The following is a 26,370-nucleotide window of genomic DNA, read 5'->3' as shown; positions in this document are numbered from 1 at the left end:
CCTTAAAGGAGCGTCAACAGGAAAATACCGCTTTGACGCAGGAAACCGATTTCCCGGCCCGGAGGCCCAAGAAATGAAGAAACCCAAGTGGGTCGTTGAGAAAGAACAAGCCCGTAAAGCGGCTGCATCCGAAACTGTTTGGCTGTTTGGCCTTCACGCTGTACGCGATGCGTTGATGAATCCGAAGCGGCAAAAACTGCGTTTGATCGTGACGCGAAATGCGCAGGACAAGCTGACAGAGGCCATTGATTTTGCAGGGATTGAGGCCGAAATGGTCGATCCGCGCAAATTCACCGCGCCGATTGATCCGGGGTCTGTCCATCAAGGCGCAGCGCTTGAGGTTAAACCGCTGGATTGGGGTGGGCTGGCCGAGAATTGCATCGGGCGCGAACATCCTCGCGTGATTCTGCTGGACCGGGTGACCGACCCGCATAACGTCGGGGCGATTCTGCGCTCAGCCGAGGTTTTGGGGGCCAGTGCGGTGATCGGCACGCGGCACCATTCGGCGCCGGAAACCGGGGCGCTGGCCAAAACCGCTAGCGGCGCGTTGGAACGTCAGCCGTATTTGCGGGTTCGCAATCTGGCCGACGCCATCGTCGAGCTTCAGAATATGGGATTTCTGGTTCTTGGTCTGGATGGTGAGGCCGAAGAAACCATCGAGACAGCGTTGGGTGGCAAACTTGATCAGCCGGTTGCGTTGGTATTGGGGGCCGAGGGGCCGGGCTTGCGGCAAAAAACCAAAGAAACAGTTGATCAACTGGTGAAAATCGACGCAGCGGGCGGGTTTGGGTCACTTAACGTCTCAAATGCTGCCGCAATTGCCCTATATGCCTCAAGGCACAGATAGACAGGAGAGTCCCATTCCCAGCCCGTCCAAAATCGCCACCTGTTGTTATTGCGGGACCCGCGCTGCGCTGGTTCTGAAAGGTCAGGACCGTCATGAGCTGAGCTGTTCCAGCTGCGGGGCGCCATTGCATAACCTCAAGATGATGCCCAAGCGTAAATTGTCCGAAAGCCAATCAAAGCGTGGTGCGGCAAAGCCGACTGCAAGCCACAAGAAAAAGAAGCAGAAAAAGAAAAAGAGTGTCTTCTCACACGTGTTGGATGAGGCATGGGATGTCATCGAAGACATCTTTGATTGATGTGGCGCCTGGGCGACACAGGTGATCACAAGCCCGTTAAGTGGGGTGTCACTTGGTCATAAAACTTGCATCTTGAGACCCTGATGACCTTGTTCCGATTTCTGTGATGTTGACCCGACGTTTTCTTCTGGGCGCGATTGCCGCCGCTTTGATCACTCCTGCCGCAACAGCGCAGGAGATACCTGTCTTCTACGTGACCGATGGCACCGCGATGTCCGGGTATGACGTGGTGTCGTATTTCAATGGCGATGCTCCGGTTCATGGTCAGCCGAAATACGCCGTCGTCTGGAAAGGGGCCCAATGGCACTTTGCAACCGCTGAGAACCGTGACGCGTTTGAACGTGATCCACGTGCCTTTGCCCCTCAATTCGGTGGATATTGCGCCTATGCCATGGCGCATGGATCGCTTGTTAGCACCGATCCCAAGGCATGGCAGGTCGTGGACGGTCGGCTGTATCTGACCCACTCACCCGAAATCGAAGCGATGTGGCGTGAAGCCAGGACGGAATATATCCGTATGGCCGAAGCGCATTGGCCTGTAATTCTTTACGAGCAATAGGCGGGTTTTCGCTTTTCGTGATCTGTCATCACAAAAATGCGCATCCCCTCTTTTTTTCTCTCAATTTATGCCTAAATGTCACAGTGACCGCGGAACGGAACTGCCGCGGGTCATTTCACTGTCCCTCGTTCCAACAACTGGCGCTCAGGTTCGACCTGGGCGCTTTTTTCTTTGTTAAGGACGGCATAGGGTGCGCAGATGGCCGACTATTCCGATAAGCACCTTAGAGAGATTCTGCAGCGCACCAAAGTTGTCGCTGTTGTGGGTGTGTCAATGAACCCGGTACGCCCCAGTTATTATGTGGCGCGATATCTGTCGTTGAAGGGTTTTACGGTCATTCCGGTCAACCCAGGCCACGCAGGCAAAGAGCTGTTTGGTCAGACCGTCAGGGCGTCGTTGTCCGAGATTTCTGAACCCGTAGATATGGTCGATATCTTCCGCCGCTCCGAATCCGTGCCGCCGATTGTGGATGAGGCATTGGACGCATTCCCGAACCTGCGCACCATTTGGATGCAGATCGGTGTCGAAAACGCTGATGCTGCCGCCAAGGCACAGGCGCGCGGGGTGGATGTGGTGATGAACCGTTGCCCCAAGATCGAATATCAACGCCTGTTTGGTGAGTTGCGCATGGGCGGATTTGCCACTGGCGTCATCTCGTCCAAAATCTAGCCGCCGGTATAGGGCAAGAGATCGCCGTATTGTTCCACGCGGCGCTTTTCCAATATGACGTTGCGTGGCACCCATTCGTATTTCGTGTCTTCGATCAGCGGCGACCAAAACAGCACTCCGCCATAGCGCCACGGATCCAACACCACACCGTCATACATCGTTTCCCCTCTGCGGCTGATGATGGCCGTGCTGTGATCGATTCTGAACGGGTTGTCGGCGTTGGCGATGGCGCGGTGCAGGTCAAGAGTTTGAAAGTTCTCCTGTTTCAGGCGGCGCTCAATGTCTTCGGCCCAATGCCAGCACAGCCCGCGCGGGCGCAGACCCTTGTTGACCTTGGCGTTGTGGATCAACGGAGGGTCGGTGATTTCGTATTCCTGCACCAATTGCGCCGTATAGGAATAGGCAATACGCGCGGCGCGGTCAGCCTCCTCCGGGTCGATATCGGGGCCGAGGCTGCGTATTTCGCTGGCCAGCCGTTGAACTTCATCTCCGGTCGAAGGGGGAGGGGACGCGCATGCCCCCAGCGTCAGAAGGGCCAGCACCAAGGCCAAAGCTTTGATCATCTGCGTGCCCTTCGATCTGCAAAGCATGAAACACGATGATAAAGGGTTGAGCGGTCTGACGAAACCCTGCCGATTACCCCTTGGGGCGCGCGGCTTTTTCGGCGATGCCGCTGATGCCCTGACGACGTTCCAATTCCGCCAGCACATCATCCAGTGCCACATCCCGCGCAGCCAGCATGACAAGCAGATGATAGAGCACATCCGCCGCCTCTGCCGTAAGCGCGGCCTTGTCGTCCTTGACGGCCTCGATAATGGCTTCGACGGCCTCTTCGCCGAATTTTTCGGCGCATTTCTCGGGTCCTTTGGCCAGCAGTTTGGCGGTCCAGCTGGACTCGGGATCAGCTCCTTTGCGGGCCTCAATGGTGGCGGCCAGGTCGTGCAGAATGCTCATGTTAGCCTCATCGGAATACCTGCAGCGGCCATGTGTTCCTTAGCCTCGCGGATAGTGTATTCGCCGAAATGAAAGATCGAGGCGGCAAGAACTGCGCTTGCCCCGCCTTCGGTCACACCTTCGACCAGGTGGTCAAGGTTTCCAACCCCGCCCGAAGCGATCACTGGTACGTCCACCGCGTCGGAAATGGCGCGGGTAAGGGGCAGGTTGAACCCGGCCTTGGTGCCGTCGCGGTCCATTGACGTCAGCAGGATTTCCCCGGCACCTTTGGCGACGACGGTTTTGGCGAATTCCACCGCGTCAATGCCGGTGGGTTTGCGGCCGCCGTGGGTGAAAATCTCCCACTTGCCGGGGCTGACGGTCTTGGCGTCGATGGCACAGACAATGCACTGGCTGCCGAACTGATCGGCTGATTCCGCGATCACATCCGGGTTTGCCACTGCGGCCGAGTTGAAACTGACCTTGTCCGCACCAGCCAGTAGTAGGGCGCGCACGTCATCTTTAGTACGCACACCGCCACCCACGGTGAGGGGCACAAAGCACTGCTCGGCGGTGCGTTGTACCACGTCAAACATTGTACCGCGGTTTTCATGGGTGGCGTGGATGTCCAGAAAGCAGATCTCATCTGCGCCGGCGGCGTCGTAGGCCTTGGCCGATTCAACCGGGTCACCAGCATCACGCAGGCCAACGAAATTCACGCCCTTGACCACACGGCCATCAGCGACATCCAGACAGGGAATGATGCGGGTTTTCAGCATGTCGGCATCCTTTGTTGCCGCACCTCTACCTACAAAGCCCCGCCGATGCCAGTGCTGAACAGCCTGACTGTGGCGGGGCACAGGTTGCGTTATGTGCAATCAGTTTGTGTGCAGTATCTTGAGGGCCGACAGAAGGTTCGCCTTGTCATCCGTCCACGGAACCTGACCGTCGGTGACCAAAGGCTCCCACTTGCCGGTATCGATGAACGATTCGATGCGATTTTTGTCTCGGCTCAGGATGACGACATGCGTGTCAGACGCGCCGGTTTTTTCTTCTTCCTCGGTGGCATCGTCCATTTGAAGTGCCGCGTGCAGGTTCAGCGCTGCTGCGGCTCGCGCCAGTTGCGGTGAAAGATCGTAATACTGGTTCGAGATATGGAAGACCAACGTGCCATCCTGATCCAGATGGTTCAGATAGACCTCGATTGCCTCCTGCGTGATCAGGTGGAGCGGTATCGCGTCGGAACTGTAGGCGTCCAGCACCATGATATCAAAGTCGAACTTTTGATATTCCAGAACGATCCGGGCGTCGCCCAGATGGGTGGTCGTGTCCGGCGCACATGTGGACATATAGGTGAACAGTTCAGGGTCGCGTGCAATGCGATCAACGGTTTGGTCGATCTCAAAGAAATCCCACGTCTGATGCGGTTGCCCATAGCAAGCCAACGCACCGGTCCCAAGGCCGACAATTGCGATATTGTCCGAGTTCTGGCCGTATTCCGATGTCAGGATTTCGGCCATTGGCCCGTTCGGATGATAATACGAGGACCCAACCGGCCGCGTACCAGGCGGTGTTTGCCTTTGCCAGCCGTGTACGGTGGTTCCGTTCTTGTAGACCCGGAATTCTTTAAAATCATAGACGGCGTGGGTTCCGAAAAAGCTGCGATCGCGGAAATAGACCTGAGTCTTCGAGATCAAGTTCGGTGCCAAAACGATCAGCAAAACTGTCGCCAATCGGGTCGGGGCATTTCTAAAGGCCAGTAGCACTGCGGCAACAAGTGAGGACGCCACCAAGATACCAAGTGTGCGAGAGTCGAACACGAGGCTGAAGCGCAGTGCGCCTGTCACGAACAACAGCGGAATCGACGCAATGATTCCCATGGCAACGTGACGGATACTGAAAGTACCTGCGTGCAGCAGAAACAGTCCACCGGTCGTAATGAGTGTCAGGGCGAATTCGATCTCGCGGTCAAAGAAGACCGGCGCAATGATCGAGTTGAACAGGCCTCCACAAGCCCCTCCAACCGAAAGCGCCAGATAGAAGACGGTCAGATGCTCGGCTGGTGGCCGAAGTTCATACAGAAGCCTATGCGCAAACAGGGCTACCAGAAAGAGGATCGGAACATACAGCATCATCAACGCCAAGGCCTTGTGCGTCGGTGCAACCTTGGACAGCAGGACCACGGCGATTGCCAGCGCGATCAAAACCGGAACTTTCAGACTATCCAGGGTGACGCGACGCCATTTGGTAAAAGCGAGAATGAAGGTCAGGATATATGTCGCCAGTGGCAGAACCCAGATTAGCGGGATGGCACCAAGATCGATGCTGAGCTTGGTTGTTGTGGCCAGCATCAGGGATGACGGAATGAATGCAATGAACACCCAAGTGGAAATTGTCTTGATGCTCAGGGCGCTGCCTGTCGTTTGCGGTTCATGTACGGCGACAGGTTCGGTTCCACCCCGAAGGGCAAACACACCACTGACGGCCATAAGAATACCAAACACGACAAATCCGACGGACCAGAACAGGCTGATGTCTTGCGCACCAAAGAATGGATCGGCCATCAGTGGGAACGCCAACAGGGCCAGCAGCGATCCAACATTGCTGGCTGCGTACAGAAAATATGGATCGTTGGCTGATGGACCGCCAGAGCGCGAATACCAGGCCTGAAGAAGCGGTGCATTTGCGGACAGCACTGCAAATGGAACACCGACCCCTGCCGCAAACAGAATCAGCGTTTGAAGGGCAATAGATTGCGAAGAATCGAATCTCCAGCCTTCTTGCGTGGCCAAGGGCAAAAAGCTGAGGGCGATCAGCCAAAGGGCCAGATGTGTAACAAGTTGCCAACGCAGGCTAAACCACCGGGTCAGGATGTGGGCGTACAGATATCCCATGATCAACATAAGTTGGAAAAACAGCATAGCTGTTGTCCAAACCGCCGGAGCACCGCCGATTTTGGGCAAGACGAGTTTTGCGAAAAGCGGTTGAACAAAAAACAGAAGGCTGGCGCTGACAAAAATTGTCGCGCAAAAACTGATGACCGGAGCATAATAGCGCCAATTTTCAGTCGGTTGAGATACGTTTGAAACGGACACAATGAAACTCCGGCATTAGATTGCGGTTCAGCCCTAGCGACGGAATAAGACTATTTTGCGGCTGATATGTGCAAACTCTTACCGGAAACGTGGAATTGTTCACGATTTGTCATCGGTCGCGGCGGGCCCATTGAAACCCATTTAATTCGCTACCGGCAAAGCCTCGCCGATGCCGGAGATGTGATTGCCACCCGGTTCAAAACTGTGAACACTGCGCCCAAATTCATTAGGAGATCAATGAGATGCGTAAACTTTTTTTGACAGCCGCTTTTGTATTTGGGGGGACCGTCGCAGCGATGGCAGACGATATCATCAAGGTAAACACAGCTAAATCCGTGCCCGAGGTAATGGATGCACTTGAAGCCGCCGTTGGCAATGCAGGCGCGACCGTATTTGCGCGCGTCGATCACGCGGCTGGTGCGGAAAAGGTCGGGCTGAGTATCCCAGCCAATCAGGTGCTGATCTTCGGCAACCCGGCGCTGGGAACGCCCGCGATGCAGATCGACCCGCGGGCGGGATTGTTCCTGCCACTGAAAGTTCAAGCCTATGAGGATGAAAACGGTCAGGTTTGGCTGGCTTATGAAGACCCGAAAGAGACCATGGATGAGCTTGACGCCGTCGAGAATTCTCCGGTCATCGAAAAGATGCGCGGTGCGTTGGCCAAACTGACTTCGGTCGCGGCTCAATAACATCAGGAATGCGCCAGCTGCACTTCTTGCTAGCGCATTTGGGCCCGCTCTAGTTGCTCAGGGTGGCCAGGGCCTCTTTCAGATCGAGGGCTCCGTCATAGAGCGCCCGACCAGAAATCGCCCCGTTCAATTCGACTCCGCAATCGCGCAGGGCGATGAGATCATCCAGCGAACTGACACCTCCCGAGGCAATGACCGGGATTGAGACGGCGCGGGCCAGATCGGCGGTTGCTTCAATATTCGGGCCCTGCATCGCGCCATCGCGGTTGATGTCTGTGTAGATGATGGCTGCGACGCCTGCATCCTCGAAACTGCGGGCCAGATCGGTGACCTGAACGTCGGTCTCTTCGGCCCAACCCTTGGTGGCGACAATACCGTTCCGCGCGTCAATGCCCACAGCGACCTTGCCGGGGAATGCCTTTGCTGCTTCACGCACCAGATCGGGGTTTTCCACTGCAACCGTACCCAGAATTACGCGAGCGAGGCCCTTTTCGATCCAGGTTTCGATTGTGGCCATGTCGCGAATGCCGCCACCCAACTGCGCGGGCACGTTGCAGGCTTTCAGAATGGCCTCGACCGGCGCGGCATTGACTGGCTCACCCGCAAAAGCGCCGTTCAGATCGACAAGATGCAGCCACTCGCACCCGGCCTCGACAAAGGCGCGGGCTTGCGCGGCCGGATCGTCGTTGAACACGGTGGCCTTGTCCATTTCACCGCGCAGCAGGCGCACGGCCTGGCCGTCTTTGAGGTCGATGGCGGGGTAGAGGATCATGTCGGGCGGCCCTATATCTTGGTCAGTCGCGCGGGATATCGCACAGTCAGGGCAGGGGATGCAACGCGACGCAAAGTCATTCTTGCCCGAAGCCGGTCACCGGGCCAGAGTGATCGCAACACAGGGAGAGCATTATGAAGAAATTTCTACTTGCAGCAGGTTTAGCCACCATGGCGACCACCGCCTTTGCGGCTGACCCGGTTGATGGGCTGTGGAAGACCCAGCCGGGGGATACGGGCGGCTATCTGCATGTAACCATTGCGGAATGTGGCAGTGCGATTTGCGGCACAATTGACAGCGCCTTCGACGGTGATGGCAACCAGCAGTTGGAATATGAAAACCTGGGCAAACAGATCATCTGGGATATGGTGCCCGAGGGGGATGGTCAGTACGACAGCGGAAAAATCTGGGCGCCAGACCGCGACAAGACCTACAACTCGAAAATGACACTGGACAGTCAGAATGAGCTGACTGTCAAAGGCTGTGTTGCTGGTGGTCTGGTCTGCCGTGGGCAGACCTGGACGCGGGTTCAGTAACCGTTCAGGGCATCCAGGTCAGGAAGTTTCCGATCATGCGTAGGCCCACGTCCTGGCTTTTCTCGGGGTGGAACTGCATGCCAACCATTGTGTCGCGGCCAATCACGGCCGTGACCTCTTGGCCATAGTCCACAAAAGCCAACCGCTCTGCCGGGTCTGTTACCCGAAAATGGTAGGAGTGGACGAAATAGACATGATCACCTGTTTTGACGCCACTGAACACTGGGTGATCGCTTTCCAGCACCAGATCGTTCCAACCCATATGGGGCACCTTCAGCGCATCGTCCGAGGGTTCGATCCGCAGCACATCACCGGCCACCCAATCCAGGCCGTCGGTCTCGGTGTATTCATGACCTTTTGAGGCCATCAGCTGCATCCCGACGCAGATGCCAAGAAACGGGCGGCCTTTTTGTTCCACCGCCTCGACCATCGCGTCATAGATGCCCTTGTGGCCGCGCAGTTCAGACGCGCAGGCTGGAAAGGCGCCGTCACCGGGCAGAACCAGACGGTCGGCCCGCGCCACAACATCCGCGTCCGAGGTCACTACGACCTGACCGGCATCCATTTCGCGCGCCATGCGCTGAAACGCCTTTTCGGCCGAGTGCAGGTTGCCGCTTTCGTAGTCGATAATGGCCGTGAGCATTTACAGCGCGCCCTTTGTCGACGGAATCGCATCGGCCTTGCGCGGGTCAGTCTCAACCGCCAGACGCAGGGCGCGGGCGACGGCTTTGAACGCGGCCTCGGCAATGTGGTGGCTGTTGAAGCCGTGCAACTGGTCGATGTGCAACGTGATGCCGCCATGGGTGCTGAGCGCCTGAAAGAACTCGCGTACCAGTTCGGTGTCGAACGCGCCGATCTTGGGCGTCGGCAGGTCCACGTTCCAGATCAGGAACGGACGGCCCGACAGATCCAGCGCACACCGCACCTGGGCGTCATCCATGGGCAGGTGGCATTCGCCATAGCGGCGGATACCTTTCTTGTCGCCTAGGGCCTGGGTCAACGCCTGACCCAGCGCGATGCCGGTATCCTCGACCGTGTGGTGGTCGTCGATGTGATAATCACCCTTGGCGCGGATCGTCATGTCGATCAGCGAATGGCGCGCCAGCTGGTCCAGCATATGATCGAAGAAACCGACGCCGGTCTGGTTGTCATAGGTGCCGGTGCCGTCCAGATTGACCTCGACCGATATTTCGGTCTCGGCGGTTTGACGGCTGATCTTTGCGCTGCGCATGGGCGAATTCCTTTTGCTACAGGCGCGCTTATAGACGGGGATGGCCCGCCTTATCCAGACCAAGCGTGGCATTCACCGCAAACTGTTGCAGGGGATTGCGCCCGGTCGCGGCCCATGCCAGCCTGCAGGAAACTGAACCAACAAGGCACGGCCCATGTCCACTTGCGTTTTCATCCAGATTCGCTGCAAACCCGGCTCTACCTACAAGGTGGCCGAGGAAATCGCCCTGCGCGAAATCCATTCTGAGCTGTATTCGACCAGCGGTGAGTTTGACCTGCTGCTGAAGCTTTACATCCCCGAGACCGAAGATGTAGGCCATTTCATCAATGAAAACCTGCTGGTGATTCCCAACATCGAACGGTCGCTGACCACGATGACGTTCAAGGCGTTTTAACCAAGCTCAAAGGTCGTGACGCCAAAGATGCGGCTCAGATCGATGTCTGGTTCGTAGTCTGAATACATCCGGGCTGTTTCGAACACCTTGTCCAACCCAAGTTCATCGGCCAGCGCGAACGCTGATGGGTTGGGTTGAGGCATGTCCACGAAGACCTCATGCTCATTGTGATCCTCAGGGATTGCAGTCAGAATTGCGGCCAGCAAAGCCCTTGCGATGTCGGAGTTATCCGCAAACAGGGGGCCAACCTTATACCCAGTGAGGCAGGGGCGAAGTGTTGCGTACCCTCTGATTCTGCCGTTCTCGGTAAAGACTTTCGATACGTGGCTATAGGCACTCAGCCAGTCGCCCAGAAACAAGTCGCGTGGCGCGGGAAACAGTTCGCGATCATAGTCTTTCAAGGCGTCGGATGCTTGGGTCAGATCGGTGATTTGATCGTTCTGTCTGGTTCCCAGCTTAGCCAACATCCGACTTTTCGTGCCGGCAAAACGATAGTTGTTATAGGCAAAGGTAAAGCCGGACTTGCGGTAATTGTCCTGTTGCTCGACCACGCCATCCAGCCCCATATTGCGCCCGGTACAATGGGCCAACGCATGCTGAGCGATCTCAAGCCCGTGGCCATGGTGGCGAAACTCGGGTTTGACGATATAGAACCCCAGGAATGCGAAGGTTTCGTCGTAATTTACCGCTGATACCGACGCGATCATCTCGCCATTCAGAAACCCACCCAGAAACCCATCCGGGTCTGTCGTGCGAAAGCACTCGGCATCATGTTTGCCCGGATTCCACCCTTCGCGACCGGCCCAATCCACGGCGTGTTCGACTTCGGCGGCAGTAAGGGGGCGAATGACATAGTCCGACATTGGCGAATTCCGTGCATGATTGAAATCACGGCCAGAATGGCGCAACGCTTACGAAGAAACCAGTGTGTTTGAATGGGTTTGTATCTGGAGCGGGCGAGGCGATTCGAACGCCCGACCCTAACCTTGGCAAGGTTATGCTCTACCCCTGAGCTACGCCCGCATCAGATACATATGTTGGTCCGAAGACCTCTCAATGGAGCGGGCGAGGCGATTCGAACGCCCGACCCTAACCTTGGCAAGGTTATGCTCTACCCCTGAGCTACGCCCGCGCCGTTGAGTGAGGAGGGATGTATAAATTCCCACGCGGGCCTGCAAGCAGAAAAAGACAAAAAGGCGGAAAAATCTTTCGACGGAAACCCCGCCGCCGCACGTTCAAACCACAGAGCATTATAAAACAAGAGGGTTCGAGGAGAGGAAATGATACGGGTTGCAGATATGAAAATGGCACTGCTGGCTGCACTGATCGTGTTGACGGCCGTGTTCTGTGCGGAAGATGATGGCAAACTGGTCGAGGTTGAGCCGGTCCTAATGAAAGCACCACTGATTGAGACGCAGATATTGGCGGGATAAGCCCCCGCCAGCCGGATCAGAGCGCCAGCACGAGATTTGCAATTGCGGCCACCAGAATGGCCGTGAAGGTTAGCAGCATCCCGATCTGGCGCAGAATCACGATCTGCGGGCTGCGACCGAAGCCATAGGCATGCATCACCCGTCCAGTCAGCAGGGCCAGCCCCAGCAGATTCAGCAGCAGCCCACCCGCGCCTTGCAGCTCGACCATCGCGATCAACAGAAGGGCAAAGGGTGTGTATTCGACAAAGTTGGAATGCGTCCGCATCACTTTGAGCATGTCCTGATTGCCACCGTCCCCGTAGGAAATCTTGTCGCTGCGACGTTGGCTGATAACCTTGGCGCTTAAGACGACGTACAAAATCGCCAGCAGTGCGGCGTAGATTGGGGTGACGGACAGCATCTTGATCCTCCTCGGCGTAAAAAAGGCCGCCCGGTTCCCCGCGCGGCCCTTGTTAATTTAGAAAGCTAAACCGGTTATTCCAGTTCGACCAGCAGGTCCTTAGCGTCAATCTGGCCTCCGGGCTGCACGTGAACGGCCTTGACCGTCGCGTCGCGTTCGGCGTGGATGCCGGTTTCCATTTTCATCGCTTCGATGGTCAGCAACATGTCGCCTTCCTTGACCTGCTGACCAGCTGTGACGGCGACAGTGGCCACAACACCTGGCATCGGTGCGCCGACATGGTCGTGGTTGCCCGCCTCGGCCTTGGGCCGCGCCTGCGTGGTCGAGGTGACCATGCGGTTCGGCACCCGGATCACGCGGGGCTGGCCGTTGAGTTCGAAGAAGACTTTGACTTCGCCTTTTTCGTCGGTCTCACCAATGGCCTGACAGCGGATTTCCAGTGTCTTGCCCGGGTCGATCTCGGCGGTGATCTCTTCGCCTGGCTCCATGCCATAGAAGAACGTGCGCGTGGGTAGGGTGCGGACTGGACCATAGACGCGGTGACGGCCCATGTAGTCCAGGAAGACCTTGGGATACATCAGGTAGCCGTTCAGATCCTCGTCATCGACCTCTTTGCCTTCCAATTGCTTGGATAGCTCGGCGCGGGTGGCTTCCAGATCAACCGCCGGCACGTCCTTGCCCGGGCGGTCGGTGTTCGGGGCCTCGTCTTTTAGCACCTTCTTGATGATGGTGTCCGGGAACCCTCCAGGAGGCTGACCCAGATTGCCACGCATCATGTCGACGACCGAGTCGGGGAAGGCCACGTCAGAATCCGGGCTTTCCACATCGTCACGTGTCATGTTCTGACTAACCATCATCAGCGCCATGTCGCCAACCACTTTCGACGACGGCGTCACTTTTACGATGTCGCCGAACATCTGGTTCACGTCGGCATACATCTGCGCGACTTCGTGCCAGCGTTCCTCCAGACCCAAGCTGCGTGCCTGCGCCTTGAGGTTGGTGAACTGACCACCGGGCATTTCGTGCAGATAGACCTCGGAGGCCGGGGCTTGCAGGCTGGACTCGAAGGCCGCGTATTGGCCGCGCACGGCTTCGAAGTAATCGCTGATCTCACGAATCGCTTTAATGTCCAGCCCGGTGTCGCGCTCGGTATGGCGCAGCGCTTCGACCACAGTGCCCAGCGTCGCCTGCGAGGTGTTGCCGCTGAAGCTGTCCATCGCGCAATCCACCGCGTCTACGCCGGCCTCGGATGCGGCCAGAATGGTGGCGCTGGCGATGCCGGCGGTGTCGTGCGTGTGGAAGTGGATCGGTAGCCCGACCTCTTCTTTCAGCGCCCGGATCAGAATCTTGGCCGAGGCCGGTTTCAGCAAACCCGCCATGTCCTTCAGGCCCAGAACGTGTGCCCCTGCATCGCGCAACTCTTTCGCCATGCCGACATAGTATTTCAGGTCGTACTTGGAGCGATCCGGGTCCAGAATGTCACCGGTATAGCAAACGGTGCCTTCGCAGATTTTGCCATTCTCGACCACTGCATCCATCGCAACGCGCATGTTCTCGACCCAGTTTAGCGAGTCGAACACGCGGAACACGTCGATATTCTTGGACGCCTGACGTACGAATTCCTGTACTACATTGTCGGGATAGTTGGTGTAGCCAACCCCGTTCGCCCCGCGCAGCAGCATTTGGGTCATCAGGTTCGGCATCGTTTCGCGCAGGTCACGCAGGCGCTGCCACGGGCATTCCTGCAAGAAGCGATAGGCCACATCGAAAGTTGCGCCGCCCCAGCATTCGACGCTGAACAGTTGTGGCAGGTTGGCCGCATAGGTCGGTGCCACCTTGATCATGTCGATTGAGCGCATCCGGGTGGCCAGCAGCGACTGGTGGCCATCACGCATAGTGGTGTCGGTGATCAGCAGCTGACGCTGCGCCTTCATCCAATCGGCCACAGCCTGCGGGCCCTTTTGCTCCAGCAGATTGCGGGTGCCCATTTGCGGCTCGGCCTTGGGCGCGGGGGCTTTGGCTTCCTTTAGATCAGCGCGCGGGGCGGGACGATCTGCGGTCTCGGGATGCCCGTTCACGGTGATATCCGCGATATAGGTCAGAACCTTGGTGCCGCGGTCGCGACGACGCTTGAAGGTGAACAGGTCCGGCGTCGTGTCGATGAATTTGGTGGTGTATTCATTCGACAGGAAGGTCGGGTGTTTCAGCAGGTTGATGACAAAGTCGATATTGGTGCTGACGCCGCGAATACGGAACTCGCGCAGGGCCCGGTCCATCCGGGCAATCGCCGCGTCGGGCGTTGGGGCCTTGGCGGTCACCTTTGTCAGCAACGAGTCATAGTACCGCGTAATCACGCCACCCGCATAAGCCGTGCCGCCATCCAGACGGATACCCATACCCGTGGCCGAGCGATAGGCGGTGATGCGGCCGTAATCGGGGATGAAGTTGTTCTGCGGGTCTTCGGTGGTGATCCGGGTCTGCAGCGCGTGACCGTTCAGATGCACATCGGCCTGGCTGGCGGCACCTGTGGCCTCGGCCAGGGTTTTGCCCTCGGCGATCAGGATCTGCGCCTGCACGATGTCGATTCCGGTGACTTCTTCGGTGACGGTGTGTTCGACCTGCACGCGCGGATTCACTTCGATGAAGTAGAACTTGCCGGTTTCCATATCCATCAGGAATTCGACAGTGCCAGCGCATTCATAGTTCACATGGGCGCAGATTTTACGGCCCAGTTCGCAGATTTCCGCGCGCTGTTCTTCGGACAGATACGGGGCAGGGGCCCGTTCCACGACCTTCTGGTTCCGGCGCTGGACCGAACAGTCGCGTTCATAGAGGTGATAGATCTCGCCATGTTTGTCGCCGAGAATTTGCACCTCGACATGGCGGGCGCGGGTGATCATCTTTTCCAGATACCCCTCGCCGTTGCCGAACGCAGCCTCGGCCTCGCGGCGGCCTTCCAGTACTTTTTCTTCCAGCTCGTCCTCGGATTCGATCGGGCGCATCCCGCGACCGCCGCCGCCCCAAGACGCCTTGAGCATCAGCGGATAACCGATCTCGGCAGCTTCCTTGCGGATCGCGTCCATGTCATCGCCCAGAACCTCGGTCGCCGGGATGACGGGTACGCCCGCCGCGATAGCCACACGTCGTGCGCTGGCCTTGTCACCAAGCGCGCGCATGGTTTCAGCTTTGGGGCCGATGAAGGTGATGCCATTCTGAACGCAGGCATCCACGAAATCGGGGTTCTCGGACAGCAGGCCATAGCCCGGGTGGATCGCGTCCGCGCCGCATTCCTTGGCCACGCGGATGATTTCGTCGATGCTCAGATAGGCAGCAACTGGTCCCATCCCCTCGCCGATGCGATAGGCCTCATCCGCCTTGAACCGGTGCAGGCCCAGCTTATCTTCTTCGGCGAAGACAGCGACGGTGCGTTTGCCCATCTCGTTTGCTGCGCGCATCACGCGAATGGCTATCTCGCCGCGATTGGCGATCAGGATCTTGTTGAAGTTGGTCATATCAGGTCCCGGTCTTGGTGGTTTGGCCGTATTCATAGGCGGACAATACGCGCTCGTATATCAGTCGTTCTGGGTAGAACCGGCATGTTAACGCTCGCAAACGCCGCTTGGTGGCGCAAACTTACTAGCAATTCTGCGCTGCAGCATCAATTGCTGTATTGACGTAGCGTAAGTTGATCCAACTTTGCCAAACCCATCTGGCCCATATTCGCCAGCATGTCCTGTCGCAGAATGTCGATGACATGGGCCGGGCCGCGTGACCCAAGGGCAGCCAACCCATAAAGAAAACCCCGCCCCAGCATGACGAAATCCGCCCCAAGCGCCAAAGCTCGCAGAACATCAAGCCCGCCTTCAACGCCACTGTCAAAGATTAGCGGCAAGTCTGTGGCCGCTCGTATGGCGGGAAGCGCGCGAATGCTAGCCGGGGCGCCATCGAACTGCCGCCCACCGTGATTCGAGACCCAGAGCGCATCAACACCGGCTTGTTTCAGGCGAGCCGCGTCTTCGGCGCGCATCACGCCTTTCACAACGAACGGCCCATCCCATGCATCGCGCAACCATTTGACATAGTCCATATCTGGCGATGTGCGCAGCAGGTATCCGATATGCGCCGTGGGGGACAGCGCGCTATTGCCATCGATGTATTTGTCGAGCGTCCTCATTCGCGGCATACCATGTCGCGCCATGCCCAAGGCCCAAGTCGGGCGTTGGGCGATCTGCGCCAGCAAACGTGGCGTCAGTCTGGGTGGATGGGTCAGGCCAGATCGCACCTGCCGTTCGCGCCGCGATGCAACCGGGACGTCAACTGTCAGCACAAGCGTTGAAAACCCGGCGGCTTTGATGCGACCTAACATGTCCGCGCGAATGTCCGGGTCCTTTGGAGGGTAAAGTTGAAACCAGGCGTTTTGACCAAGATGAGGAGCCAGATCCTCGGGGCTTTGGCTGGCGACGGTCGACAAAGTATACGGCAACCCTGCCTTGGCACCGGCGAGGGCCAGCAGTTTCTCAGCATCCGGCCAGATCAGCCCCGACATTCCAATCGGCGCAATACCGAAGGGCAAGGGAAAGTCTTGGCCCAAAAACTGTGTTCTGGTGTCACATTCGATAGGACCGTGCAGGATTGAGGGTAAAAACTCCACATCATCCAGTGCGGCCCTGTTTTTGTGCAGCGTGACCTCGGACCCTGTACCGCTATCCAGATATTCCCAGACGAAATGCGGAACCTTGCGCCGTGCGTGGCGTTTCAGATCGCCAATGCTGGGGAATGAGCTGTACAGGTCCATACGAATTGATCCGACCTACACAGTGATTCTGCAAGGTTTTCAGGCCGCTGATGCCTGAGTTGTCGATTTGGTCGGTTGCTCGGGCTTGCTTTTATTACCCTGTGCCGGATCAGCGCCATTGGCGACCTGCACCTGATTTCGACCCTTGTCTTTGGCCACATACAGGGCGTCATCTGATGCACGCATCAAATCCTGCGGCATAGAACCGTGCGCAGGATAATGGGCAACGCCAACGGAAATCGTGATGCGCGGCAGTGATTTCTCACCATAGCGGACCGAGACAGCCTCGACCGCCTGCCGCAATTGTTCGGCCCGGGTCATGGCGTCTTCGGGGGTGTTGTCGGGCAGGATCAGCATGAATTCCTCACCTCCGATGCGGCAGGCAACCTCGTCCCGGTCACAGCCCTGTTCCAAGGCCGAGCCCACCGAGCGCAGCACCATGTCGCCCGCATCATGACCATAGGTGTCGTTGAATTTCTTGAAGTGATCCACATCCACAGCTATCAGGCTCAGCGGTGCGCCTGTCTGTTGGCTGCGGCTAATGGATTTGCGCAACGTGTCGGTCATATGCCGACGATTGAACAAGCCGGTCAGCGGATCACGGACCGATTGGTCATGCAATTGGTCCCGCATCCGCACGTTTGCAATCGCCATGCTGATTTGTTCTGCACACAGTTGGGCCAGTTTTCTATTGGAATGAAACACTTTTTGGCTGCCTTCATGCGCCCGCAGATGGAGCAGGCCAACTGTTTCGCCATGCGCCAGAATGGGAAAACAGAAATAGGGGCGGCCATCATGGGGTTCGGCATGTTCGCAGACAAAATCAATCTCAGACGCGCCGTATTGGTATGTGCGACCGCGACGCAGACCCCAGCATCCTTCAGGGTGGATATGCGCCTTGTGAGTGCCCCCGTTCCAGCTTGCGCAGCCATCCAGAACATCGCGCGAGTTGGAGTAGACATACACGCTGCCCTCTGCCTCAGGCAGGATGTGGGTCATAAACCTTGAAACCATGTCGAACAGTTCATCCAGAGATCGGCTCGACTGTAGCCATTCATTCAATTCGCCCAACAGGCGTACCTCACGCGCCAACCTAAGTTGTTCATCCATCAGGTTGCGTTCTTTGGCTGATTGCCGTTGCAGCGCGCGTAACTGCAGACGGTTGGTGCGATATGTCACCAATGAGACGCTGGCCAAAGCGAACAGCGCAATGCCGCAAAGGATCGAAAGTGAAACCCTCAGTCGGGTAATAAATGTTGTGCGCAGATCGGTGAAATCGGTGAAAAACTCAATCGCGCCGATGAAGCGTCCGTTTTTTGTGATCGGAACGAACACCTCAGCCACCTGATGTTGCACGGCGGTACGCGTGCTTTCGGAATGCAGGTCGAGTCCGTCGATCTCAGACAGCGGGAGCGCTTCCTGAATATAATGCGTCATTCCGCGTGCAACATCACTGCGGAAAAAGGCACGCGTTTCGTAGGATCCGATTTCCTCGGGACGTGTTGACCAGACAACGCGCCCGGCCGTGTCGAACATTTTGAACCGATACACATCCGACGCTTCGGGCATCGAAGAAAGAAATTCGGCATCATGCGGGTCGATCTTGCCGGTTTGCAGCGCCGTTTCGGGATCTTTTAGATGCAGAACAACGCGGCGTTTCCACAGTTCGGACTGTTTCATTATGTCAGTTTTCAGCATTCGGTCCACAACCGGTGCCGGAAGAGAATAGACTCCCCAACCTGCAACCGCCGCCAGCGCTATCAACAAAACGGTGATCCCCGCCCATTTTACCCGATGGGCAAGCCGTCCCCGAGCCGTGAGTTTCATATCCCGCCCTCCCGCAATCTGACATCAGCATTGAGGCCAGAGTTTGAGAGAGAGTTAACGAGACCGGCATAGGAGCAGACAAAAAAGCTCGAATTGCTCAGAGTTGTAGCTAAGGATTTGTTGCTTTTTAGGTGAACAAGCCGTGAACAAACCCTTTCCCTTGTCGCGGAACCAGCGTAGTTTGGAGGCATGAGCAGTTTCGACGAAATGGACGCCTTTGAGGGCGCATCGCTTTCGGCACGCGCTATGGCAGCGCGGCCCGCACCTTATCTGGATGAGTTGAACCCGGCGCAACGTGACGCGGTTGAGCGGTTGGACGGTCCGGTTCTGATGCTGGCCGGGGCGGGGACGGGTAAAACCAAGGCCCTGACAGCGCGTATTGCCCACTTGCTTAGCACGGCGCGGGCGCGACCGAATGAGATTCTGTCGGTGACCTTCACCAACAAGGCCGCACGTGAAATGAAAGACCGGGTGGGCCGCTTGCTGGGCCAACCGGCCGAAGGGATGCCGTGGCTTGGCACCTTCCATTCAATCTGCGTCAAGCTGCTACGCCGTCATGCTGAGCTTGCCGGTCTGAAATCTAATTTTACCATTCTGGACACAGACGATCAGTTGCGCTTGCTGAAGCAGTTGATTCAGGCCGCCAATATCGACGACAAGCGCTGGCCCGCACGAATGCTGGCTGGAATCATCGACGACTGGAAAAACCGCGCTCTGACGCCAGACAAGGTGCCCGCAGCGGATGCCGGGGCCTATAACAATAAGGGCATTGAGCTTTACGCTCAGTATCAAGTTCGCTTGCGCGAGCTGAACGCGGTGGATTTCGGCGACCTGCTGTTGCACATGGTCACGATCTTCCAAGCGCATCAGGATGTGTTGGAGCAATATCAACGCTGGTTCCGCTATATTCTGGTGGACGAGTATCAGGATACCAACGTGGCCCAATATTTATGGCTGCGCCTGCTGGCCGGGGCGCATAAGAACATTTGCTGCGTAGGCGATGATGACCAGTCGATCTATGGCTGGCGCGGGGCCGAAGTAGGCAACATCCTGCGGTTCGAAAAAGACTTTCCCGGCGCTTACGTGGTACGGTTAGAACAGAACTATCGCTCGACCCCGCATATTCTGGCCGCTGCGTCGAATGTCATCCGCGGAAACGAAAACCGTCTGGGCAAGGAACTCTGGACCGACGCGCAAGAGGGCGAAAAAGTTCGTCTGATCGGCCACTGGGATGGCGAGGAGGAGGCCCGTTGGATCGGCGAAGAGATCGACGCGATGCAAGGTGGAACTCGGGGTGCGCGGCCCTTCAATTTGGATGAGATTGCCATTCTGGTCCGTGCTTCGCATCAGATGCGCGCGTTTGAAGACCGGTTCCTGACCATCGGTTTACCCTACAAGGTTATTGGCGGCCCGCGTTTCTATGAGCGGATGGAGATCCGCGATGCCATGGCTTATTTCCGGCTGGTGGTCAGCCCCGGCGATGATCTGGCGTTTGAGCGGATTGTGAACACTCCGAAACGCGGCCTTGGAGATAAGGCGCAGCAGACGATCCAGATGACAGCGCGCGAGCATGGCGTGTCACTGGTCGATGGCGCGCGGATCGCGGTCGATAACGGGTTGATCAAGGGCAAGGGCGGCAAGGCGCTGCGCGAGTTGATCGACGGCCTGGCACGGTGGAATGCGATGACGCGTGGGCCTCGGATCGAGGTCGACGACGATTCGGTGATTGATGACGGCACTGCGCCCATGCGGTTCGGCGAGCCAGAGGTTTCACATATCGAACTGGCGCAAATCGTTCTGGATGAATCCGGCTATACCGCGCATTGGCAAAACGAAAAAACGCCCGAGGCGCCGGGACGACTGGAAAACCTCAAGGAGTTGGTGAACCAGTTGGACAACTTCGAGAACCTGCAAGGGTTTCTGGAACATGTCAGCCTAGTTATGGATAACGAGCAGGAGGGTGACGGGGCCAAGGTTTCGATCATGACCCTACACGCGGCCAAGGGGCTGGAGTTTCCCGCCGTGTTCCTGCCCGGGTGGGAAGACGGGTTGTTCCCGTCGCAAAGGTCGATGGACGAATCCGGCCTTAAGGGTCTCGAGGAAGAACGACGGCTGGCCTATGTGGGCATCACCCGCGCGGAAGAAGTTTGTACGATATCCTTCGCCGCCAATCGACGCGTGTTCGGCCAGTGGCAAAATTCGATGCCGTCGCGGTTTATCGACGAACTGCCCGAGGATCATGTTGAGGTGCTGACGCCTCCGGGGCTTTATGGCGGCGGTCAGCCTGCGGCGGGAATTGAAACCCGCGCGGCTGAGGCAAATGTTTATAACTCGCCCGGTTGGAAGCGGATGCAAGCGCGGCAGGGGCAGTATGGGATGTCTCAGCCACGCGAAACCCGCAACACGGTGATCGATGCAACCGCGGTCGCAAGCTTCACCCTAGGCGAGCGCGTGTTTCACCAAAAATTCGGCTATGGCGCGGTGATCGGCATCGAAGGCGACAAGGTCGAGGTGGATTTCGAAAAGGCGGGCACCAAAAAGGTGGTCTCGCGGTTCCTGTCGGCCAAGGACGACATACCCTTTTAATCAATAGGAATGTGCCTGACGGCATATGCTCGGTTTTTTTGGGGCGCCCGGCCATTGCTGCGGCGCCTTGTTTCATTTGTGAAAAAAGAAAAACGGCGGTTCCCAGGGAGGAGGAGGGGAACCGCCGTTCATTTCAACATCAGGGCAGGGAGGAGAAGAGCCCCGATGTATCCGAACCCGGGTTTGATCCCGGTATGTGTAAGTCGCGGCGACACCAGGGAGGAGGAGAGGTGTCGCCGCGCGCTTTCAACATCAAGGCAGGGAGGAGAAGAGCCCCGATGTATCCGAATCCGGGTTTGATCCCGGTATGTGTAAGTCGCGGCGACGTCAGGGAGGAGGAAGACGTCGCCGCGCGCTTTCAACACCGGGAAAGGGAGGAGAAGTACCCGGTGTGTCAGTTTCCGGCTTTCAGGGCCGGTATAAGGTGCGGCGATATCAGGGAGGAGGAGAGATATCGCCGCTGAAATACAGATCCTAAAGGGAGGAGGAAGGACCTGATCTCGGTTATGTCAGTGCGCGCTTAGTGCGCGACGTATTCTTCGGCCGCCTGCATTGCCACGCGGCGGATCATCGAACGGTGCAGGCCCAGATCGGCCAGCTCTCGGTTCGACAGTTCGGACAGTTCATTCACGGTCCGGCGGTAGACCCGGTACCGAACGAACCTGGTTTTTGAAGCCTCAATCAGTGATGCCAGGCCGGTTGCCGGTGCGCCTTTGAGCGCGGTCTGATGTGTTGCTACAGCCATCTGTGTTACCCGATATGTTTTGTCTTTGCCGCTGTGTCTCGGCGTTTGCTTGAGGATGAAGATAAGGAAATGCTGCACATGCACAATAGGTGAACTTGTCAATGCTGCTATGCAGCAAATGCATAGATATCAACGTGTTGGTGTGCTGTTGTCATTTGGGCCTTAAAAACAGGAGTTTTATGAGTGCCTTGCCCACGGTGGCAATCTTCCGAATTTTACTGGTTAGTAAAAATTGCCGCTTCTTTAAGCGCGATGTTTCTAAGTTGAGCATCTTTAAATTAAGGTGCGCCTCTTGCCTCACTAAAAGAGTGTTCCGGTGTGCATGGGAAATCATGGGCGACGCCTGGGAATGCCTTCGCGATTTGCATGGGGAGCCGCAAATGGAAGGTGATTCGTACGGTGGAAGCTGTGAGATTGACCTCTGGGTGATTGAATTTTCAAGAATTTGGAGAATTTTTGGGAATTCATGGGACATGATGTTCAGTGCAAGTTTTTAGCTATATATGGTATTTGGCCTCGATATCAATTCTAATTATGGTGTGATGCGGGTGGTTTTCAATTGATTGCCATGCGTCTATATTGCGATTCTTGCTTAAGTACATTGAAGTTTCCTATTGATTTCCATGAATTCCCATGGCATCCCTTGTTTATCCGATGAGGACGAGGCACATGGGGCGCCAAACGACCCCGAACCAATAAAAACAGGTTTCATACAGGCATCTCGCTTTCATCAATCAAGAGATCCGGCGCGCGGGCGAGCAGACATCCCCCCAGGTGGCGCGCGCAGCTGGACATCCCGCAAAGCGGGTCAATGCGGCGGGTTGATCAGTGGCAGCAGATCAACCCGCCGTTTTTCATCCGGGGGGAACGTGAATTTTGGGTGGGGCGCAAGCGAAAGGGACAGTCGTCTTGGCGCGCAGGTTTAGAGGTGAAAGCCACCACAAGGTGGATACGAAGGGCAGGGTGTCGATCCCGGCCTCGTTTCGCCGTGTGCTTGAGGCTTCGGACCCGAACTGGCAGCCCGGTGATACCCCCGAACTGGTGATCGTCTATGGAGATCACCGCCGCAAATTCCTTGAATGCTATACCATGCAGGCGATTGACGAGGTCGATCACAAGATTGACGCGCTTCCGCGTGGTTCGATGCAGCGGAAGATGTTGCAGCGCATGTTCCACGGTCAGTCCTTCCCAACCACCGTGGATGAGACGGGTCGCCTTGTGCTGCCAGCCAAGTTGCGCACCAAGATCGGCCTTGAAAACGAGGCGTTCTTTATTGCCGCGGGTGATACGTTCCAGATCTGGAAGCCTGAGACATATGAGTCTGAAGAGCTGGCAGCCGCCGAAGATTGGCTGGACGAACAGCCCGAGGATTTCGATCCTCTGGAGTTCCTAGATGGCGTCGGGGACGCGTGACGGCATGGCCGGCGCTGACACCCCTTCCGACAAACCTCATATCCCTGTTCTGCTGCGCCCATTGCTGGCCGCTGTGGCGCCGGTGTCCGGTGCTTGGCTGGATGGGACGTTTGGGGCGGGTGGTTATACACGTGGCCTACTGGAGGCCGGGGCTGACAAAGTCATTGGCGTGGACCGTGATCCGTTGGCCTTTGCGATGGCGGCAGACTGGGCGGGTGGCTATGGCGACCGGTTGGTTATGCAGCCCGGGGTGTTTTCCCGCATGGATGAATACGCGCAAGATCTGGATGGCGTGGTGCTGGACCTCGGCGTCTCATCCATGCAGTTGGATCAGGCCGAGCGTGGCTTTTCCTTCATGAAGGACGGCCCGCTGGACATGCGAATGAGCCAGGAGGGTGAGAGCGCCGCCGATCTGGTGAACACGGCGACCGAGGCCCAACTGGCCGATATTCTGTTCCACTATGGTGAAGAACGCGCCAGCCGACGGATCGCTAAGGCGATTGTGAAAGCGCGGGCGGATGAGCCGATTACGACGACCCTGCGTCTGGTTCAGATCATCGAATCTTGCTTGCCGCGCCCCAAACCGGGGCAGTCGCACCCGGCAACGCGCAGCTTTCAGGGGCTGCGGATTGCAGTGAACGCGGAATATGAAGAGCTGTTTCAGGGGCTTATGGCTGCCGAACGCGCGTTGAAGCCAGGCGGGCAACTGGCTGTTGTGACTTTCCATTCCATCGAGGATCGGATGGTCAAAAGGTTCTTTCAGTCCCGCGCAGGCAAGACCGGGCGTGCCAATCGCTATGCACCTGAAATGGAACAAGAACTGCCGCAGTTCACGCTAAAGACCCGCAAAGCTGTGGGTCCGGATGAACAGGAATTGCAGGAAAATCCGCGTGCGCGCTCGGCCAAGCTGCGTGTGGCGGTACGGACTGAGGCTCCGGCAGGGGAAATTGATGCCCGCGCCGTTGGGATGCCGCAACTGGGGGGAAGGGCAAAATGAAGAGTGTTTTGTATGTGTTGACTGCTCTGGCTGTGTTCGGACTGGCGCTTTGGGCGTATCAAGAGAATTACCGCACCCAGCAAGTGGTGAAGGAAACACAGAAGCTACAGCGCGAGATTGGCATGGCGCAGGTGCGGCTGGCCGTTTTGAACGCCGAATGGGCTTACCTGAACCGTCCCGACCGGCTGCGTGAATTGGCCGACCTGAACTTTGAACGTCTGGGCCTGTTGCCGCTGCGCGCCGAACAATTCGGACGCGCTGATCAGATTTCTTACGCCGAGGACCCGGACCTGCCTATCGTCGACCCGGTCGAGTTGCAGGCCATCACCAGTACTCAGGCGCTGGGAGAGGTGCAGATCCCATGACCCGTACCCCTCTGCGCCCCCTGGCCCGTGTTCTTGACGCCCGCGCCCGCGGGGAAAACCCAAAGGCGATCGAGCGGGAAAACATCCGTCAGCGTCACGAAGACATGAAAGATCGCGCCCGTGCCCGCGCCGAAGGGCGTTTGCTGGTACTGGGCCTGTTCTTCTTCTGCGCTTTCTCGGTGGTAGGGGTCCGAATGGGCATGCTTGCGACGTCCGAGGCACAAGAGCCGCTGGCAAGCGCCCCCGGTGCTGCGATTGCGATGCAGCGCGCCAATATCGTTGACCGTGAAGGGCGCATTCTGGCAACCAATCTGGACACCTATTCTGTCTATGCCCAGCCGCCTGCAATGATCGACCCAGTCGCCGCTGCAGATCAGCTGGTGGCGATCTTCCCTGATCTGGAAAAAGAGCGTCTGGTCAAGGATTTCACCGGTAATCGCAAGTTCCTGTGGATCAAGAAACGTATCTCACCGGAACAGAAACAGGCGGTGCATGATATCGGCGATCCCGGCATCTTATTTGGCCCGCGCGAGATGCGGTTATATCCGAACGGGCGTCTGGCCGCGCATATTCTGGGTGGTTCGGGCTTTGGCCGCGAAGGCGTCAGCGCCGCCGAAGTTATCGGCGTGGCGGGGGTCGAGAAGCAATTCGACGATTATCTGCGTGACCCGGCCAACGGCAACAAGCCGCTGCAACTTTCGCTGGACCTGACCATTCAAGCGGCGGTTGAGCAGGTTTTGTATGGCGGCATGAAGATCATGAACGCCAAAGGGGCCTCGGCGGTGCTGATGAACGCACACACGGGCGAGGTCATCTCGGCCGCGTCGCTGCCGTCCTTCGATCCGAACGACCGTCCGCGCCCGCCAACCTCGGGATTTGATCCGTCGGACAGCCCATTGTTCAATCGCTATGTGCAGGGCGTTTATGAGCTGGGCTCGGTATTCAAAATCTTTACTGCCGCGCAGGCTGTTCAGTTGGGGTTAGTGAATTCTGAGACAATCATCGACACCTCTGGTCCGATGCGGATCGGGCGGTTCCCGATTGGTGAGTTCAACGGCAAGAACTATGGTAAGATCAGCGTTGCGGATGTGATCGTCCACAGCTCGAACCGTGGCACGGGCCGATTGGCCTTGCAGATTGGGTCGCGTCGTCAGCAGGATTTCCTTGAGGCGCTGGGCATGTTCGAACCCACCCCCTTTGAAATTGTCGAGGCCGCAGGCGGTGAACCGCTCAAGCCCAAGAAATGGGGCGAGCTGAGTACGGTGACCATTTCTTACGGTCATGGCCTATCGACCAGCCCGATGCATCTCGCAGCCGGATATGCAGCGATAGCCAATGGCGGGCATTATGTCAGCCCGACCATTCTGCGCAAAAATGGTGCTCAATACGGGCCGCGAGTCATGTCCGAAAGCGCCGCGAAACAGGCGCAGAACATGCTGCGCCGTGTGGTGACAGATGGCACTGCCAGCTTTGGTGATGTTGCAGGCTATGACGTGGCGGGTAAGACCGGCACGGCGGATAAGCCCAAGCCGCGCGGTGGGTATTATGATGAAAAGGTAATCGCGACGTTCGCGACGATCTTCCCGGCCTATGATCCGAAATATGTGTTGATCGTCACTCTGGATGAACCGTCCATCGTGGCCTACGGCGAAAAGCGGCGGACGGCGGGTTGGACGGCAGTTCCCGTGGCTGCCGAGCTGATCGGACGGATTGCCCCGCTACTTGGGTTGCGTCCCCGGCTTGAGCCTGAGGCGCGCGCTGCTATAACCCTGACCTCAAATTAGGCTGT

Annotated in this window: 26 protein-coding genes and 2 tRNA genes; 13 read left to right on the top strand and 15 right to left on the bottom strand. The window is 57.4% G+C overall.

The features are described from left to right. The first annotated feature begins 73 nt into the window (after positions 1–73). From rlmB to ACR0AJ_RS03965, 4 genes are all read left to right on the top strand, one after another. Positions 74–847 carry a 23S rRNA (guanosine(2251)-2'-O)-methyltransferase RlmB gene (gene rlmB, locus ACR0AJ_RS03980; protein ID WP_170374477.1) on the top strand — a complete coding sequence of 258 codons (774 nt, stop codon included), beginning with the start codon at positions 74–76 and terminating at the stop codon, positions 845–847. Then, positions 828–1,142, top strand: a complete 315-nt coding sequence (locus tag ACR0AJ_RS03975; RefSeq protein ID WP_480740140.1) for a hypothetical protein — start codon at positions 828–830, stop codon at positions 1,140–1,142. Before rlmB ends, ACR0AJ_RS03975 begins: the two co-directional genes overlap by 20 nt. 106 nt (positions 1,143–1,248) lie before the next feature. Further along, positions 1,249–1,701: a YHS domain-containing (seleno)protein gene (locus ACR0AJ_RS03970; RefSeq protein ID WP_170360318.1), complete on the top strand. Its 453-nt coding sequence runs from the start codon at positions 1,249–1,251 to the stop codon at positions 1,699–1,701. A 198-nt stretch (positions 1,702–1,899) separates the two neighbouring features. Beyond that, entirely contained in the window at positions 1,900–2,370 is a 471-nt protein-coding gene (locus ACR0AJ_RS03965; RefSeq protein WP_170409102.1) for a CoA-binding protein, read from the top strand. Here the strand turns inward: ACR0AJ_RS03965 and ACR0AJ_RS03960 are convergent. The 4 genes from ACR0AJ_RS03960 to ACR0AJ_RS03945 all read right to left on the bottom strand — a co-directional run bounded on the left by ACR0AJ_RS03960 (position 2,367) and on the right by ACR0AJ_RS03945 (position 6,224). Next, a complete protein-coding gene (locus tag ACR0AJ_RS03960) occupies positions 2,367–2,933 on the bottom strand; it encodes a hypothetical protein (RefSeq protein WP_480740138.1) in 567 nt (188 codons plus the stop codon). The genes ACR0AJ_RS03965 and ACR0AJ_RS03960 overlap by 4 nt on opposite strands. A gap of 73 nt (positions 2,934–3,006) precedes the next feature. Next, on the bottom strand, positions 3,007–3,324 hold the full coding sequence (locus ACR0AJ_RS03955) for a phosphoribosyl-ATP diphosphatase (RefSeq protein ID WP_480740136.1): 318 nt from the start codon (positions 3,322–3,324) through the stop codon (positions 3,007–3,009). After that, positions 3,321–4,082: an imidazole glycerol phosphate synthase subunit HisF gene (hisF, locus tag ACR0AJ_RS03950; protein WP_117872606.1), complete on the bottom strand. Its 762-nt coding sequence runs from the start codon at positions 4,080–4,082 to the stop codon at positions 3,321–3,323. The genes ACR0AJ_RS03955 and hisF overlap by 4 nt, the downstream gene beginning before the upstream one ends. Before the next feature lie 99 nt (positions 4,083–4,181). Continuing rightward, positions 4,182–6,224: a fused MFS/spermidine synthase gene (locus ACR0AJ_RS03945; RefSeq protein ID WP_480646108.1), complete on the bottom strand. Its 2,043-nt coding sequence runs from the start codon at positions 6,222–6,224 to the stop codon at positions 4,182–4,184. 416 nt (positions 6,225–6,640) lie between these two features. Here ACR0AJ_RS03945 and ACR0AJ_RS03940 point away from each other — a divergent pair, with 416 nt between their 5' ends. Further along, positions 6,641–7,087 (top strand): DUF302 domain-containing protein, encoded by a 447-nt coding sequence (locus ACR0AJ_RS03940; RefSeq protein WP_480635961.1) that lies wholly within the window; start codon positions 6,641–6,643, stop codon positions 7,085–7,087. Positions 7,088–7,136: 49 nt separating this feature from the next. Here ACR0AJ_RS03940 and hisA read toward each other — a convergent pair whose 3' ends face one another. Next, the gene (gene hisA, locus ACR0AJ_RS03935) at positions 7,137–7,859 is read right to left on the bottom strand and encodes a 1-(5-phosphoribosyl)-5-[(5-phosphoribosylamino)methylideneamino]imidazole-4-carboxamide isomerase (RefSeq protein WP_480646110.1); all 723 of its coding nucleotides are present in this window, start codon (positions 7,857–7,859) and stop codon (positions 7,137–7,139) included. A 134-nt stretch (positions 7,860–7,993) separates the two neighbouring features. Here hisA and ACR0AJ_RS03930 point away from each other — a divergent pair, with 134 nt between their 5' ends. Then, entirely contained in the window at positions 7,994–8,395 is a 402-nt protein-coding gene (locus ACR0AJ_RS03930) for a DUF2147 domain-containing protein (protein ID WP_480635965.1), read from the top strand. 4 nt (positions 8,396–8,399) lie between these two features. Here ACR0AJ_RS03930 and hisH read toward each other — a convergent pair whose 3' ends face one another. Together hisH and hisB are read right to left on the bottom strand one after the other, a co-directional pair. Beyond that, a complete protein-coding gene (gene hisH, locus ACR0AJ_RS03925) occupies positions 8,400–9,038 on the bottom strand; it encodes an imidazole glycerol phosphate synthase subunit HisH (protein WP_480635967.1) in 639 nt (212 codons plus the stop codon). After that, positions 9,039–9,626, bottom strand: coding sequence for an imidazoleglycerol-phosphate dehydratase HisB (gene hisB, locus ACR0AJ_RS03920; RefSeq protein ID WP_170348018.1), 588 nt, complete (start codon positions 9,624–9,626; stop codon positions 9,039–9,041). Between the two features lie 154 nt (positions 9,627–9,780). Between hisB and ACR0AJ_RS03915 the strand changes: the two genes are divergently transcribed. Continuing rightward, positions 9,781–10,020 carry an Lrp/AsnC ligand binding domain-containing protein gene (locus tag ACR0AJ_RS03915; RefSeq protein ID WP_058280212.1) on the top strand — a complete coding sequence of 80 codons (240 nt, stop codon included), beginning with the start codon at positions 9,781–9,783 and terminating at the stop codon, positions 10,018–10,020. On the opposite strand, the gene ACR0AJ_RS03910 is transcribed toward ACR0AJ_RS03915, so the two are convergent. From ACR0AJ_RS03910 to ACR0AJ_RS03900, 3 genes are all read right to left on the bottom strand, one after another. Then, positions 10,017–10,883, bottom strand: a complete 867-nt coding sequence (locus tag ACR0AJ_RS03910; protein ID WP_170348020.1) for a GNAT family N-acetyltransferase — start codon at positions 10,881–10,883, stop codon at positions 10,017–10,019. The two genes, ACR0AJ_RS03915 and ACR0AJ_RS03910, sit on opposite strands and share 4 nt — an antisense overlap. Positions 10,884–10,968: 85 nt before the next feature. Further along, positions 10,969–11,043: transfer RNA gene (locus ACR0AJ_RS03905), tRNA-Gly, on the bottom strand. 34 nt (positions 11,044–11,077) lie between these two features. Further along, positions 11,078–11,152: transfer RNA gene (locus tag ACR0AJ_RS03900), tRNA-Gly, on the bottom strand. A 148-nt stretch (positions 11,153–11,300) separates the two neighbouring features. Between ACR0AJ_RS03900 and ACR0AJ_RS03895 the strand changes: the two genes are divergently transcribed. Next, positions 11,301–11,453 (top strand): hypothetical protein, encoded by a 153-nt coding sequence (locus tag ACR0AJ_RS03895; RefSeq protein ID WP_170348021.1) that lies wholly within the window; start codon positions 11,301–11,303, stop codon positions 11,451–11,453. Positions 11,454–11,469: 16 nt separating this feature from the next. Here the strand turns inward: ACR0AJ_RS03895 and ACR0AJ_RS03890 are convergent, their stop codons facing one another. From ACR0AJ_RS03890 to ACR0AJ_RS03875, 4 genes are all read right to left on the bottom strand, one after another. Then, on the bottom strand, positions 11,470–11,853 hold the full coding sequence (locus ACR0AJ_RS03890; RefSeq protein ID WP_170348022.1) for an MAPEG family protein: 384 nt from the start codon (positions 11,851–11,853) through the stop codon (positions 11,470–11,472). A gap of 74 nt (positions 11,854–11,927) precedes the next feature. Next, complete coding sequence (locus ACR0AJ_RS03885; protein WP_480740133.1) at positions 11,928–15,365, bottom strand: pyruvate carboxylase; 3,438 nt, start codon at positions 15,363–15,365, stop codon at positions 11,928–11,930. Between the two features lie 146 nt (positions 15,366–15,511). Next, positions 15,512–16,648 (bottom strand): alpha-hydroxy acid oxidase, encoded by a 1,137-nt coding sequence (locus ACR0AJ_RS03880; RefSeq protein ID WP_170348024.1) that lies wholly within the window; start codon positions 16,646–16,648, stop codon positions 15,512–15,514. Between the two features lie 39 nt (positions 16,649–16,687). Next, the gene (locus tag ACR0AJ_RS03875; RefSeq protein ID WP_480740130.1) at positions 16,688–18,475 is read right to left on the bottom strand and encodes a sensor domain-containing diguanylate cyclase; all 1,788 of its coding nucleotides are present in this window, start codon (positions 18,473–18,475) and stop codon (positions 16,688–16,690) included. 189 nt (positions 18,476–18,664) lie between these two features. On the opposite strand from ACR0AJ_RS03875, the gene ACR0AJ_RS03870 reads away from it, so the two are divergent. After that, entirely contained in the window at positions 18,665–21,061 is a 2,397-nt protein-coding gene (locus ACR0AJ_RS03870; protein WP_170348026.1) for an ATP-dependent helicase, read from the top strand. A 520-nt stretch (positions 21,062–21,581) separates the two neighbouring features. Here the strand turns inward: ACR0AJ_RS03870 and ACR0AJ_RS03865 are convergent. Next, positions 21,582–21,806, bottom strand: coding sequence for a DUF1127 domain-containing protein (locus tag ACR0AJ_RS03865; protein ID WP_170348027.1), 225 nt, complete (start codon positions 21,804–21,806; stop codon positions 21,582–21,584). Between the two features lie 909 nt (positions 21,807–22,715). On the opposite strand from ACR0AJ_RS03865, the gene mraZ reads away from it, so the two are divergent. From mraZ to ACR0AJ_RS03845, 4 genes are read left to right on the top strand one after another with little or no spacing between them, the layout of a single operon-like run. Beyond that, positions 22,716–23,219: a division/cell wall cluster transcriptional repressor MraZ gene (gene mraZ, locus ACR0AJ_RS03860; RefSeq protein WP_170348028.1), complete on the top strand. Its 504-nt coding sequence runs from the start codon at positions 22,716–22,718 to the stop codon at positions 23,217–23,219. 4 nt (positions 23,220–23,223) lie between these two features. Beyond that, on the top strand, positions 23,224–24,216 hold the full coding sequence (gene rsmH / locus ACR0AJ_RS03855) for a 16S rRNA (cytosine(1402)-N(4))-methyltransferase RsmH (protein ID WP_480740305.1): 993 nt from the start codon (positions 23,224–23,226) through the stop codon (positions 24,214–24,216). After that, a complete protein-coding gene (ftsL, locus tag ACR0AJ_RS03850) occupies positions 24,213–24,581 on the top strand; it encodes a cell division protein FtsL (protein WP_170348029.1) in 369 nt (122 codons plus the stop codon). The genes rsmH and ftsL overlap by 4 nt, the downstream gene beginning before the upstream one ends. Beyond that, positions 24,578–26,365 (top strand): peptidoglycan D,D-transpeptidase FtsI family protein, encoded by a 1,788-nt coding sequence (locus ACR0AJ_RS03845; RefSeq protein ID WP_170348030.1) that lies wholly within the window; start codon positions 24,578–24,580, stop codon positions 26,363–26,365. Before ftsL ends, ACR0AJ_RS03845 begins: the two co-directional genes overlap by 4 nt. Positions 26,366–26,370: the final 5 nt, after the last annotated feature.

The sequence above is a fragment of the Ruegeria sp. CJ9 genome, from assembly GCF_056536625.1.
This window is presented reverse-complemented; position numbering and strand designations above follow the sequence as displayed.